This is a genomic window from Psychrobacter sp. H27 (genome assembly GCF_059072655.1).
Genome location: NZ_JCACRX010000001.1, coordinates 22,281 through 36,582, shown reverse-complemented (window position 1 = coordinate 36,582; position 14,302 = coordinate 22,281). Strand labels below are relative to the sequence as shown.

Annotated in this window: 13 protein-coding genes; 5 read left to right on the top strand and 8 right to left on the bottom strand. The window is 44.8% G+C overall.

All coding sequences use genetic code 11. The features are described 5' to 3' along the window. Nucleotides 1-69: 69 nt before the first annotated feature. The 5 genes from secD (at nt 70) to AC5JPY_RS00140 (ending at nt 6,084) form a co-directional block, all read left to right on the top strand. A complete protein-coding gene (secD, locus tag AC5JPY_RS00160) occupies nt 70-1,947 on the top strand; it encodes a protein translocase subunit SecD (protein ID WP_493851676.1) in 1,878 nt (625 codons plus the stop codon). A gap of 9 nt (nt 1,948-1,956) precedes the next feature. Then, on the top strand, nt 1,957-3,210 hold the full coding sequence (secF, locus tag AC5JPY_RS00155) for a protein translocase subunit SecF (protein ID WP_493851675.1): 1,254 nt from the start codon (nt 1,957-1,959) through the stop codon (nt 3,208-3,210). A gap of 273 nt (nt 3,211-3,483) precedes the next feature. Further along, on the top strand, nt 3,484-4,887 hold the full coding sequence (locus AC5JPY_RS00150) for an MATE family efflux transporter (RefSeq protein ID WP_493851674.1): 1,404 nt from the start codon (nt 3,484-3,486) through the stop codon (nt 4,885-4,887). A gap of 116 nt (nt 4,888-5,003) precedes the next feature. Next, a complete protein-coding gene (locus AC5JPY_RS00145; protein ID WP_493851673.1) occupies nt 5,004-5,735 on the top strand; it encodes an AzlC family ABC transporter permease in 732 nt (243 codons plus the stop codon). Next, on the top strand, nt 5,725-6,084 hold the full coding sequence (locus tag AC5JPY_RS00140; protein ID WP_493851672.1) for an AzlD domain-containing protein: 360 nt from the start codon (nt 5,725-5,727) through the stop codon (nt 6,082-6,084). Before AC5JPY_RS00145 ends, AC5JPY_RS00140 begins: the two co-directional genes overlap by 11 nt. Before the next feature lie 119 nt (nt 6,085-6,203). Here AC5JPY_RS00140 and purF read toward each other — a convergent pair whose 3' ends face one another. The 8 genes from purF to AC5JPY_RS00100 form a co-directional block, all read right to left on the bottom strand. Further along, entirely contained in the window at nt 6,204-7,739 is a 1,536-nt protein-coding gene (gene purF / locus AC5JPY_RS00135; RefSeq protein ID WP_493851671.1) for an amidophosphoribosyltransferase, read from the bottom strand. A 208-nt stretch (nt 7,740-7,947) separates the two neighbouring features. Beyond that, nucleotides 7,948-8,445, bottom strand: coding sequence for a CvpA family protein (locus AC5JPY_RS00130; RefSeq protein WP_319050280.1), 498 nt, complete (start codon nt 8,443-8,445; stop codon nt 7,948-7,950). 30 nt (nt 8,446-8,475) lie between these two features. Beyond that, on the bottom strand, nt 8,476-9,510 hold the full coding sequence (locus AC5JPY_RS00125) for a quinone-dependent dihydroorotate dehydrogenase (protein ID WP_319050279.1): 1,035 nt from the start codon (nt 9,508-9,510) through the stop codon (nt 8,476-8,478). Nucleotides 9,511-9,736: 226 nt separating this feature from the next. After that, nucleotides 9,737-10,150, bottom strand: coding sequence for a DUF4870 family protein (locus tag AC5JPY_RS00120; RefSeq protein WP_443524192.1), 414 nt, complete (start codon nt 10,148-10,150; stop codon nt 9,737-9,739). A 236-nt stretch (nt 10,151-10,386) separates the two neighbouring features. Continuing rightward, entirely contained in the window at nt 10,387-10,956 is a 570-nt protein-coding gene (locus AC5JPY_RS00115) for a type II secretion system protein M (RefSeq protein WP_493851670.1), read from the bottom strand. Between the two features lie 32 nt (nt 10,957-10,988). Further along, entirely contained in the window at nt 10,989-12,311 is a 1,323-nt protein-coding gene (gspL, locus tag AC5JPY_RS00110) for a type II secretion system protein GspL (RefSeq protein ID WP_493851669.1), read from the bottom strand. A gap of 86 nt (nt 12,312-12,397) precedes the next feature. After that, nucleotides 12,398-12,856 (bottom strand): SixA phosphatase family protein, encoded by a 459-nt coding sequence (locus tag AC5JPY_RS00105; protein ID WP_493851668.1) that lies wholly within the window; start codon nt 12,854-12,856, stop codon nt 12,398-12,400. A gap of 66 nt (nt 12,857-12,922) precedes the next feature. Beyond that, the gene (locus tag AC5JPY_RS00100; RefSeq protein WP_493851667.1) at nt 12,923-14,215 is read right to left on the bottom strand and encodes an NAD(P)H-dependent glycerol-3-phosphate dehydrogenase; all 1,293 of its coding nucleotides are present in this window, start codon (nt 14,213-14,215) and stop codon (nt 12,923-12,925) included. Between the last annotated feature and the right edge of the window lie 87 nt (nt 14,216-14,302).

Sequence of the window (14,302 nt, the reverse complement as noted above, 5' to 3'; positions counted from 1 at the left end):
GTCGCTAACTTCCCATCTGCTAACTTGTGGCTCACATCGCCAGTCGTTTATCAACCTAAAGAAGTGATTATGCAATATCCCGCTTGGAAATACTTAATTATTGCCGTCGTGCTACTCGTATCCGGTCTGTATGCTGCTCCTAACCTCTACCCTGACGAGCCTGCAGTGCAGATTACCAGTGCAGCAGCTGGCACACAATTGTCTGAAGGCATTTTGACCCAGTCTCAAAGCTTACTCGAAGAGGCAGGACTAGACAATCATGATGGTACATTTGAGGGAAACAGTGCGCTGGTACGTCTCAACAACCCAGTTGACCAGCTAAAAGCGCAGGAAGTACTCCGTCAAAACTTGGGTGAGGACTATGTAGTAGCTCTCAACTTAGCACAGACGACCCCGCAATGGCTGCGTGATATCGGTGCAAAACCGATGAAGCTCGGTCTTGATTTACGCGGTGGTGTTCGTTTTGTACTAGAAGTTGATATGGACAAGGCACTTGAGCAGCGTTTGACTAGTGCCAGTCGTGATATGCGACGCGAGCTACGTGCTGAGCGAGTGGCGATCAAAGGTATAAAAACTGAAGAGCGCGGTGTTGTGTTGCATTTTGCTGATACTGATACTCGTAACCGTGCACAGAATGTGTTGCAAGGCTCGATGAGCAATACGTTTAATCTGCAATCTTCTATTGATGATCAAGGGCCTGCGTTAGTGTTGTCGTATAATGATGCAACGCTTGATGAGATCAATAGCTATGCGGTCAATCAGAACTTAACGACCCTACGTAACCGTATTGCTGAGCTAGGTGTCACTGAAGCCTTAGTACAGTCGCAAGGCGCTAGCCGTATTGTGGTTGAACTACCAGGTGTACAGGATACCGCTGAAGCAAAACGTGTCCTTGGCCGTACCGCAAACCTTGAGTTTCGTATGGTGGCAGACGACGCCGATACCTATACAGGTGGCATCCCTCCTGCAGGCACAGAGGCCTTCCCGTTTGAGACACTAGATGGTCCACCAGTATTACTAGATCGCCAAGCGATCGTCACAGGTGACAAAGTAACCAACGCTCAAACTGGCGTTGATGAAAGCGGCCTACCTGAAGTAAGTATCACATTGGACAGTGCTGGCGGCAAGCTCATGCAGAACGCCACTCGTACCGCTGTTGGTCAACAAATGGCTGTATTGTTTATTGAAAATAAGCAAAGAATTATTTACGAAGAAGATCCAGAGACTGGTGAGACGACTGAAGTTCGTACGCCTTATGCTGAAACTAAAGTTATCAACCGCGCTAACATTCAAGCGGTACTGGGTTCATCATTCCGTATCACTGGTTTAGACAGCAGTGCTGAAGCAGCTGAGCTTGCTCTATTGCTACGTTCAGGCGCACTTGCGGCACCAATGTATTTTGTAGAAGAGCGCACCATCGGTCCATCGCTGGGTCAAGAAAACATTGATAAAGGCTTGTTCTCTACGCAGGTTGGCTATCTTCTAGTCTTTGCGTTTATGATTATCTTCTATCGTCTGTTTGGGGTGATTGCCAACGTGGCACTCGCCGTGAACGTTATTATTATCATTGCTATCATGTCAATTTTGGGTTCATCACTGACTCTACCTGGTATCGCAGGTATCGTTTTGACCATTGGTATGGCCGTTGATGCCAACGTACTGATTTTTGAGCGGATACGAGAAGAGATAGCAAATGGCGTACGGCCAAAGTCCGCTATCGTGGCAGGTTTTGACCGCGCATTTAGTAGTATTTTTGATGCCAACATCACAACCTTATTGGTCGCGTTTATCCTATTTGCGATTGGTACAGGTCCGATTAAAGGCTTTGCGATTACGCTAGCTATTGGTATTGTCAGCTCACTATTCACCGCTATTTTGGTGACACGTGCACTGGTACAAATTGCTTACGGTAAGCGTAAATCCATCAAAAGTCTGAGCATCGGTTAGGAGAATACTATGGCGATCGATAATAACAACCCTTTAGAACAGCAGAACAACCCTGATCGAAATGGCTCGACTGGTGAGGCGACTAATGCAAATACGCGACGCCGCAAAAAACCGCGTCGTGATGGTAAAGGTAGCAACACTAAAACCAATAATCCAACTGCCACAAAATCTGGCAAAAGCAGTCGCAGCGGCGGCAAAGATAACAAAGACAGTCAGGCATTATCTACTGCGACTGATCCCAATCTAGTATCAGGTGACGCCGCTGATGATGCTGCAGCCGTAGCTGAAGGTGGTATCAAAGCGGTTGGTAATCAGCGTATTATTCCTTTTATGAAGATAGAAAAGCCAATGGCGCTATTATCTTTATTTATGGTTATCGCTAGTATCATTGCTATCGCTGTCAATGGCTTGAATTTAGGTCTTGATTTTACTGGTGGTGTCTCAGCAGACGTGCGTTATGAGCAACCTGTCGAGCAGGTAGCCGTGGTACAGGCGCTGGCAGACAGTGGGTTTGATGATGCTGTCGTACAGTATCTAGGCACTCGCGAGGAGCTACTGGTACGTTTGCCGCCACAGTCAGATAACGTCGACGGACTAAGTGCAGATCTCACTCAAGCATTGGCATTACCTGATAATACTGCTGATATTAGCAACGTCAATATCATTGGTAGCCAAGTGGGTAATGAGGTTTACTTAAACTCAGTTATGGCGCTAGCACTAGCACTGGCCTGTATGCTGGGCTATGTTGCCCTACGCTTTCAGTTCAAGCTCTCTTTGGGCGCTGTACTGTCTCTTTTTCATGATGCCGTCGTAACTATTGGTGTGTTTGCATTGTTTGGCTTTCCGTTCGATTTGACAGTATTGGCTGCTATCTTGGCTTTGATTGGTTATTCATTGAACGATACGATTGTTGTCTATGACCGTATCCGCGAAAACTTCCGCCGTGTTCGAGGTATATCGCCCAGTCAAACTGTCGATTTATCTTTGACTGAAACCTTACGCCGCACGATTATGACCATTTCGACCGTCTTGTTGGTCGTATTGGCCATGTTGTTCTTGGGCGGCGATGGTCTATACTGGTTCTCAGTGGCGCTATTTATCGGCTTGCTTGCCGGTACATACTCGTCGACTTATATCGCAAGCTCGATTCCATTACGTATGGGTCTATCGCGCGATGACTTTATTGTGAAAGTAAAACCAGAGTTCGAAGAAGAGATTGTTACTTTTAATGATCCAAAGATGTTTGAACAGGACAATGTCTAATAAGCCATATTAGCTGTCTAGCAAATTGGTTGAGCTCAGACGCGAACATAGCATATTATTGGTCTTTATATTATCGCTACTCAAATAGTCATAATAACAGTCACAATCTTTAAAAGCGTCTAAATAAGAGCACCTGACTCATGAATGATGAGTCTAGGTGCTTTTGTCTTTATAGCTATTTTGTCTCACTTCTCATAGGTATAGCACTGCTGTTTTGCTACAGATTAAATAACATATTACTCTCTTTATCACCTCAGTATAAACGAGCTACCAATGTCAGCCAACGCTTCAACATCTAATGCCATGCCGCCTATTGATACCAGCTATAAGCGTATCATCGCGATTGCCCTGCCTGTACTATTGGCCAATCTGGCTATGCCACTGCAAAGTGTTATCGATACATCAATCGTAGGCAATATGAATGACACTGCCAAACTCGCTGGTATGGGTCTGGCAATACAGCTGTTGTCCTTATTGCTGGTCAGTTTTAACTTTTTGCAGTACGCCTCATCGGGACTTTCCGCACAGGCATTGGGACAGTTGGCTAATAGTACTGACCGTATTACAGCAACCTCTGCCACCCCTCTGCTGTCTATCTTACAACGTGCGCTGTTGTTAGCCTTTATCATTGGCGCAATATTGCTACTCGCAAAACCATGGCTGATTGATTATGGTTTACAAGCACTGTCAGCCAACCCGGAGAGCGGTCGCGCGGCAAAAACCTATCTAGATGTACGCTTTTGGGGCGTGATAGCGGAACTCATGAACTTTGCATTTATTGGATGGTTTGCAGGACAAGGTAAGACACGATATATGCTCTACCAACAGGGTTTTATCGCCATAATCAATATCGTACTGACCTTATTTTTTGTGTTTGTAATGCAGATGGGTTTGGCTGGTGTTGCTCTAGGTACGACTATCGCATTTTGGTTAGGCGTCGTAATGGCATTGTGGTTAAGTCGTCATCACCTAACGATATCTTGGAGCGCTCTATTTAGGGCTGATAGCCAACATTTCACCAAAGAAAAGATGCTTAGGCTATTTTCTTTAAACAAAGATATTTTTGTACGTACACTTATTTTGACGCTAAGCTTTGCTTGGATCACTCGCTTATCTGCTCAAAGTGGCGACGTCATACTGGCAGCCAATGCTATTTTGTTACAAGTATTAAGTATCTCAGCCTTTGCGCTTGACGGCGTTGCTGTCTCTGCCGAAACCTTGAGTGGACAGGCCGCTGGTCGACATGACTGGCCACGTTTTCGTCTGATCGTCAAACGCACAGGTGTGGTTAGCTATGCTCTCGCTATCATGTTGAGTGCCATTTGGTGGCTTGCAATGCCCACATACTTAGACTTTATGACCAATATTGAGCCAGTATTTACCCTCGCTTATGAGTACCATTGGTATGCTGTGCTATTGCCTCTTGTCGGCGTGGGCGCCTACTGGTTGGATGGTATATTTTTTGGTTTGACCGCGGGTAATGTCATTCGAAATGCGGCACTGATACTGGCTGTTGTTTTCTTTCCATTGAGTTGGTTACTTTATCAGCAATGGGATATGACTGGTATTTGGCTCAGCGTGTGGTGTTTGTTGCTATTGAGATTGATCATTTTAAGTGGGTTTTTATACCGTGCGCATCAGTCAGGTAGTTATGAGATGCTACAGCCTGAAGCATAGTAGTTATCGACTAAATGCCTGCTTGGTTAGCCACCTTATGCAATGAGTGGTTTATCCTTAGAACGTACAAATCTATAAATCTATAAAAAATTAGCGAGACAAATTTAGGATGTCATGTGAGTACTCATTCAAATAAATTAAGCCAGCAACACAACAGTCACTACGACTGGGCTGAGGGGCTCAAAAAGAGCTTACCCGTTGCTATGGGGTATCTGCCTGCGGGTATTGCCTTTGGTGTGCTGGCACAAGTTGCCGGTATTCCTATATGGGCAACTATCATGCTCAGCATTGTGTTGTATGCTGGTGCCGCACAATACGCTTGTCTACCCATGCTAAGCGCAGGCTTACCAATCGGTAATATCGCAACCAATATCGCAGCGATCAATTTACGTCACGTATTTTACGGTATGCCATTATTACAGTATTTACCTCAACACAAACTCGCCAAAACGTATTGTTTGTTTGCCCTAACTGATGAGACATTTTCGGTGATGACCAGTCTGCCCCATGAGTCACGACGGGCATTGATACTGCCTATTAGCTTATTCAATCAAAGCTGGTGGGTGCTCGCGAGTGCTATTGGCGTGGTCATTGGTAGTACGCTCAGTGATTTAGTACCGCATTTAGATTTTGCGTTGGTTTGTCTGTTTGCGATTTTAGCTTATGAGCAGTTTCAAAGTATCAAGCGTTACTTTCCAATTGGTATTGCCGTGATTGGCCTAATTATCGCCTCGCTATTTACGAGCGATTGGTTGCTATTAGTAGCCATTACTATCTGTATGATCATGATTTTGATACGTGGATTTTGGATACAACGTCAAGAAATAGGAGCGCCTCATGACCAGTAGTTATCTTATTATTGCAACACTTGCCATGGCCGCTGTCACATTCATCACTCGTGCATTGCCAGCGCTAATACCTAGAAAAATTTTAGACACGCCTTGGCTACATCGATTGAATGAGAGCTTGCCGCTGTCTGTCATGGTCTTACTTATCTTGACCAGTCTGTCTTATCAGAATTTACCAGCAGATATCACGATCAACAACTCTGAGCTCCATTTATTGATGGCTCAAGTTGGTGCGCTTATTTTGGTACTATTTGTTTACCATATTAGCCGTCAACTTTTGGTAAGTATGATCGTTGGTATTGCTGCAATCAATGGTTTGTTTTGGATACTTAGTCGATTTTTTAGCTGACTATATGACGTACGCTTGTACTACTATTAGTATTTTTGATTGTGCTTTACATACAAAAAAGCTGGATTCTACTCAGAATCCAGCTCTTTTTATAACATCATTCTTCAGCGGTATATGACTTAGAGCTCTTCAACACCCATCATATCTACTGGGGTATCGGCCACTATTTGCACACCCTTTTTGCCCGTTTTAGCGGTGTCATTACGCTGCTCTTGCAAGTGATCAAGATACGCTTCATTGATCTGACCTGTGATATAACAGCCATTGAATACTGCACAATCAAAACCTTCAACGCGGCTATGCTTGGTGTCTTTTACCGCATCGATCAAATCATCTAAATCTTGGAAAATCAAACGATCAGCACCGATGATATCACGTACCTCTTCGACACTATTACCTGAAGCTATCAGCTCACTACGCACTGGCATATCGATACCGTAGACATTTGGGAATTTTACTGGTGGCGCAGCACTCGCAAAAAACACCTTATTTGCACCGGCATCTCGTGCCATTTGGATGATTTCATGACAGGTCGTACCACGAACGATAGAGTCATCAACCAATAGTACATTTTTACCTTTGAACTCTAATGGTACAGCGCTAAGCTTTTGACGCACTGATTTTTTGCGTTGCTGCTGACCTGGCATGATAAACGTACGACCGATATAGCGGTTTTTCATAAACCCTTCACGATACTTGACGTTCATTTTGAGTGCCAACTCCATGGCTGACGTACGTGACGTATCTGGAATCGGGATAACCACATCGATGTCATGTCCGTCGCCCCATTCAGCAAGAATCTTATCTGCCAGTTTTTCACCCATGCGTAAGCGTGATTTGTAGACTGAGATGTTGTCCATAATTGAATCTGGGCGAGCAAAGTACACATATTCAAAGATACAAGGCGTGTATTCTTTTTGCTCTACGCACTGATGCGTATGCAATTTATGGTTCAAGTCGATAAAAATCGCTTCGCCTGGTTTTACATCACGAACGATAGTGAATCCTGACCCTGTTAGCGCTACTGACTCTGAGGCGACCATATACTCGGTACCGCCGTTCTGTGCCATGCGCTTACCAAAGATAAGCGGACGGATACCGTTTGGATCACGGAATGCCAGCAGACCATGACCAGTAATCAAAGCCACAACGCCATAAGCACCCTCACAGCGTTTATAAACCGCTTTTACTGCTTCAAAGATATCATCAGCGCTCGGGTGAGTCTTGCCAAGATTTTGCATCTCGTGCGCCAGTACATTTAGCAGTACTTCAGAGTCTGAGTCAGTGTTTAGATGACGACGATCTTCGATATATAGCGATTTGGCCAAACTCTCAGCATTGGTCAAGTTGCCATTATGTGCAAGCGTAATACCATAAGGTGAGTTGACATAAAATGGTTGGGCTTCAGCGCTGCTAGAGGTACCAGCCGTTGGGTAACGAACGTGACCGATACCAAATTTACCAACCAGTTTCATCATATGACGATTCATAAATACGTCACGTACCATGCCATTTTCTTTACGTAGATAGAGTCGCCCATCTTGCAAAGTGACAATACCTGCTGCATCTTGCCCGCGATGCTGTAGCATCGTCAAGCCGTCATAAAGTATCTGATTGACTGGCTCATGAGCTGCAACTCCAATGACTCCACACATAATAGCTATATCCTATTTTGACCCACACATTAGTACGACAATAACGGCAAATGCAACGACAGCATGTTGCTAAAATCACTCACTGTCGTTCGCCGCTAACCTGATGATTTTGTAAGACACTTAACGATAGTTTCTGATAACTTGTTTTTGATGATCCGCGACACGCACAAACATTTAGAAGTATAAAAAGAATGAAAACTTTAGAAAATTACGATTGATTAACTTGATCCCAAGCCATGCCTAACACATCTGAAACCAAGGCTTTGCCCATGGGTGCATAGGGCATGAGTTCAGGGGCAAGTACTGAGGTCTGCCATTGCGGCATCTGCACCAATAGTGGTGCACTGACACTCAAAATGACCAATACCATCAAGACATTTTTGGCAGCACCAAGTACCCCGCCAGCCATTTTGTCAACCACACCTAAGCGTAGGGTTTTTAGTACACCTGAGAACACAAAAGCCACCAAGTGCATGATAGCCAATATTGCAATCACTACCAACAAAAAAGCCAACGCCATTTGTAACACAGGGCTTTGTACGATACCAGACAGTTGAGGCGATACTACTCCTGCTAGGCGAGTTGCGGCAATAAGCGCAATGAACCAACCTACCAAGCCTACTGCTGTTTTGATCAGTCCGACTTGAAAGCCACGCCACAAGCCAATCAATACAACGATAGCAATCACAATATCTAGACCGCTCATACTTTGCGCCTCACTATCTGCTTCATGTGATTAGCCTTCCATGGCATCATAATACCCACCGATTGCTTGAATACACGATTGTACCAGTCCAGGACCTCTATAGATCAGTCCTGTATAGAGCTGCACCATGTCTGCACCCGCTTCGATTTTTTTGACGGCTTTGGCGCCACTATCGATACCGCCGACACCGATCAAAGCCACTTTACCATCCAGCTGATCGGAGAACTGCTGCAAAATCTGAGTACTAATATGGCTGACTGGTCGACCTGAAAGACCGCCCATTTGATCGCCATCACGCAAGTCTTCGACACCCACACGACTCAATGTTGTATTGGTCGCGATCAGACCATCGATTTCAAAATCTAACAACTGCTGTGAGATATAGTCGACTTGTAGAGGCTCTAGATCAGGGGCAACCTTCAATACTAATGGCACATAAAAACCATATTCAGTGGCTAACTGACTGTGACGGTTCTTAATCGTATCCATCAGCTGGGTCAACGCTTCTCCACTTTGCAAATCACGTAAGTTCTTGGTATTTGGCGATGAGATATTGACCGTAATATATGACGCATGAGGATAAACACGCTCTAGACAATAGACATAATCATCTGCTGCTTGCTCTACTGGCGTATCAGCATTCTTGCCAATATTGATACCAATATTACCTTTATACTTGCAGCGTTTGACGTTATCAATCAGATAGTCGACGCCTTCATTATTAAAACCCATACGGTTGATAATAGCGTCTGCTTGTTTGATTCGAAACAGTCTGGGTTTATCATTACCCACTTGTGGTCTTGGGGTGACGGTACCTACTTCTATAAAGCCAAATCCAAGCTCAGCTAAGGCATCAATATAGTCACCATTTTTGTCCAGACCTGCGGCAAGACCAACTGGATTAGAGAATTGCAATCCCATACAGTCTGTAGGCTGCATCGACTGACCATATGCCAGACCTAAGACACGCGCCTTATGTGCCTTGTCCAATAAAGACAAAGTCATCTCATGGGCATGTTCAGGATCCATATTAAACAAAAAAGGACGAAGTAAGGCATAAGACATAATGACGACAGACCCTGCTCAAAAGCAATAGTGAATAAAGAATATGAATAAAATCAAGCGCAGCGATTATATCAGCTTAACAGAAACAAGGGCAAAGTTTCATACGGTAAATTTCCACCCCAAAGTAACTCTTAGCATTCCTAAGCATTTAGTAAATGACGATAATAAGTCACTGCCTGTTCAGTGGATCAACATCAAAAAATACTTCTTTCGGCATATTAAAGCACTAAGGTACTGGGCGACCATCAGTCAGAGCAATCCAACCACGAACGATACGATATAGATGCCAGATAAAGGTAAAGGTCATAATCAATAGGCCAAATCCAGCCAATAATATGGAACCAATAGCAATATTACCACTATCAGCCAACACACTGACACCAAAGCCACCCAGTGCAAAGGTGATGATGATAACACCAATGACAAACCAGACAATACTGTACCAAAAGGTTTTGATTTGCCAATCAAAATGCGTGGCTAGCCATGACCCATTCGCATCATGGCGCTTGGCATAGTTCATCACAATCGGCACAATCCATAATAAACCAGCAGTAAAGTAACTGATCACATATAAGAAATAAGTAATGTGGTTGTAAGTCACCAAAGAACGGTGCTTGTCTTTGCTCATACTGTCACTCATCGTAGGCAATCTTCCTTACTGAGTTAGCTATCTAGATATTTTTTGTGGTACCTATTTGTGGTTAGCAGTGGCTAATAAATAGTTAATGGTGCCAGTAAATGGCGTTTCAATGACATTCAAGCTAAAATAATACTCAAGCTAAAATGGCACCTAATCTAAGATGTTGGACCCAGCACGCCGTCTTAAGCACTGCCCATCGCTCATCTTAACTGATATATCACGTTTAGCACACCACACTATGAAGTGATAGTGGCTTGCACTTCAATGGATTTGTCCGTTAGGTTTTGCTGCATAGATAATTGCATGAACTGCCAACCTTGCTGCTCAAGCTTACCAAGTGCAGTACTGACAACAGCTTGACTAGGATGTACAAACCTCAACTGCACCGAATCGCCAGCAGCAACGACTTGAGCGTCCGTAATACCTGAATTATTGAGTAGCGCACTGATGCGATTGGCAGGCGGCATGTCAGCCACGCCGTTAGCAGTATTATTAGCATTCAATGCATTATTATCGATATTACCTGCTTGCGCACGCAACCAAAAATAATCAGATACTTGTTCTTGGTAATTACTTTTGCTGGTTTTTGCGGCTTGATGAATACTATAACCGCCATAGCCGCCGATAAACAACAGCAGAAACACGGACAATACGGCTAACGCTAGCTGGTCACGTGGTGGTAGAGCCTGCCAGCGTGTGACCAGCATGTTTTGATAAGTGCCAATCCGATCTGAAAGTGCATGCGTTGTAGTATTGGGTGTAGAGGCAGCTGCACTACGTTTGGTACGGCGCTGTAGTCGTTTCATATTTTAACCTTTATTACCGATACCTAGATGAGTTATGACGCTGCCACATTGTCTGTTGCACCACTCCCTTCCACTACATTTACAGTAATCTGACCACTGAACTGGCCTTGCTCATTACTATTCACTTGTGCAAGCTTAGCACTTAATCCCTGTGCAACCAGTGTGCTCGTAAACTGATCTAGACTACCGCGATCAGGTGCAATGAGCGTGAAACTGAGTGTTGATGGTTGCATGACTAATGATTGCGCGCGTAGCGAGGACTGCTTGATCAAAGGTGATATCTTTGATAGTGCGGCTATATGCGACTCGGGTGCTTGGCTGTCGCTCATCAGCTTGGGTTGCAGTTGTACTTGGAGTTTGGTACGTGTACTGAGTGGCTCATCAGCGAACCAAGATTGATACTGCGCCGCGATTTCGGTCTTAGTTGCAGCAGTGGCCTCATTGTACTTGTACCACTGTACGCCATCGGTTGCCATCTGTAGCACCAAGGCCGCTAGCGCAACCATCATTGCCACTCGCAGATAAGGTGATAGCTGCGAGTCAGTTGATTTAATAAAAAAGTTAAGAGCATGACGTTCAGGAGAGTCAATGGGTTTAGGTATACTCGGTAGCGTCGTCAATAGCAGTTGAGCATCAGCGATAAGCGCTGTTGTTTGTGCGATGGCGCTGGTTGTCGCTGACATCGTCTGAATATCTTGTGTACCCGTAACAGCAGTCTCCTTAGACTCTATAGCCGTGTTTAGACTATCATCTATCGACTGGTTGTCTACGAGACTCGAAGCCTCAATAGACGATAGCATCATCACTTCACTTAAGTGCGGCAAACGCTCCAATATCAGCGGTAAATAGCTGACAGCCATACCTTGGCGCACTGACTGACGCAATAGCATCGTCTGCCCATCTTGGTACAGTGTCACTTGCTGACCTGCTCCCTCCTCTGGTGGCGGCAACAATAAAAAATCAGGAAGTAAGGCAACGATATTCATGCCAATAAGCTGAGCACTTTGCTGCCAGGACTCAATATCGCTTTGCGCCAGTGCATACAGCTGCGTAGTATCAGCATGACCTAACTGGCGAATAGCCAATTGCTCAACAGGTGTGAGCGAGGTCTCTTCAAACAGATACTGCTTACCGCTGTTGCCTAGCTGCTTGAGCTGAGTAGCACTAAGCTCGGTATCTACCTGCAGTGCATAGCTTGAGGGAAAATATAGGCAAAGTAACTTTTGGCTATTGGATTTATAATGGCTATAGACCGTTTGCAGCTGCTGCCAGCTGTCAACCATTTGCCACTGCTGTACCTCTTCATGCCAGACAGCTAGCGGACTATGCTGCGCTCGTAACCAAACGTGTAACACTAAACGTGTCCTCAATTATTGATGCAATTGTAACCATACGTTCATGAGGCAGAACCCCAAAGGCATCTGCTAAATGTCCAAGTTTTTTAGTATGGCTGATCAGGCACAAACCGATCCACTTCTGTTGCCATACCTGTCATCACAAACTCCATCTCAAACACTCTAGCTTCTGCCAAAGAGAATGACTCAGGAGACTCACCGGTAAGCAGCCCCGCTATATAAGCAACAATCGACATATGGCAAACCACTACCAGACACTCCGCCTCAATATTAGCGATATCTATTAGCGCCTGACGAGCATTATCAGAAGGCGTGATGTTGGATTGGATAGATGATGGTGTTTTTGGCGCGCGCAACTGAAATGCAGACAGTGTCTGTTGCGCGCGTTCATAAGGACTGACTATAAAACGATCTGGGCTATAATGAGTGGTCACGTACTCCGCCGTTTGCACTGCTTGCTGCCGACCAAAATCAGTCAACTGGCGCGCACTATCTGGACGCGTCTCATCTTCTGCTTGACCATGACGTACTAATATAATTTTCATAACCTTCCTTGGTGCATGTGGCGGCAGTGTATTTTACCTAATAGTACTTTGCCTAAATGATAGGTCTTACTTGCTATCAGCATCGCTATCGTTGGCATTGTCTGTGGCGCTGTTTTTCATATGAGCGGTCAGCGCGGCATTGCTATGGTCATGAGCCATCACAAACTCAACATCACTACGGAATCCTGCTTCCATCAAATGTAGTGCCACACCTAGTGCTGCCTTATCTTCATAAATCACGGCATAGAGTGCATGGGTAATGGGCATATAGATGCCTGCTTTAGTGGCTTTTTCGTGAACCTGCTGAATCGTATTGACCCCTTCAGCAGTTTGGCCAAGCTTTTTGACAGCGGCGTCAATACTCATACCGCGACCGAGCATATTGCCGATACGGTAGTTGCGGCTCAATTCTGAGCTACAAGTAGCGTATAAATCCCCTACTCCTGACAGACCTAAGAATGTCAACGGGTTTGCCCCTTCTTCAACACCGAAACGACTCATTTCTGCCAGCGCACGGGTCAGTATCATTGCTTTGGTATTCTCGCCCACTTCATAGGCAGCTGCCATACCCATAGCAATGGCATAGATATTTTTTAGCGCACCGCCAAGCTCAACGCCGCGGATATCATCACTAGCAAACACCCTAAAAAATGCACTATGTAGCGCGGCTTGTACCGCATGGCGTAGGGGTTCAGACTCACTTGCAATAACCGTAGCAGATGGCATATTTTTCATGATTTCGATAGCCAGATTCGGTCCTGACATGACACCAAAGTTCACTTCAGGCAATACTTCTTTAATGATGTCGCTCATCATCGCAAAAGTGTCTTTCTCCATGCCTTTTGTCAATGAGACAATAGACTGTCCACTGATAAAAGGTGCAATACTCTTGAGAGTCTCACGAAAAGCTAAGCCCGGCACGGCAATAAAGATGATATCTTTTTCTTTGACACTTGTCGCCAGATCATGGCTGTATTTTAGACGGTCATCAAGCTTATAGCCTGGTAGATACTTTTTATTGGTCTGGGTTTTTGCCATTGCTTTAACCGTGCGTTTATTGCGTACCCATAACGTCGTATCACAACCATTGCGCGCGGCCAAATTCGCCATTGCTGTACCAAAGCTACCACCACCCAAAAATGCCAAGCGCAGCTTGGTAGGGTTACTATGAATATCTGCCATATCCTTTGCAACTGCAGACGCCACTGGACTCGGTATTGATTTTTTACGACCGATGCCTGACTTACTTGCACGCTCTAATATACCTGCCAGCATACCATTTTGTTTATCAGACGTATTGTTGCTCGTCTCATCACTAGCGCTGCTATTGTCTTTATTGCTGTTGTTAGGGCTTGTCATGTTCTTTTATCCGTGTTGACTGACTTATTATCAATAGAATCTATCTTACCCCTGATATCTTAGATACACAGGTTGACTGTCTATTTT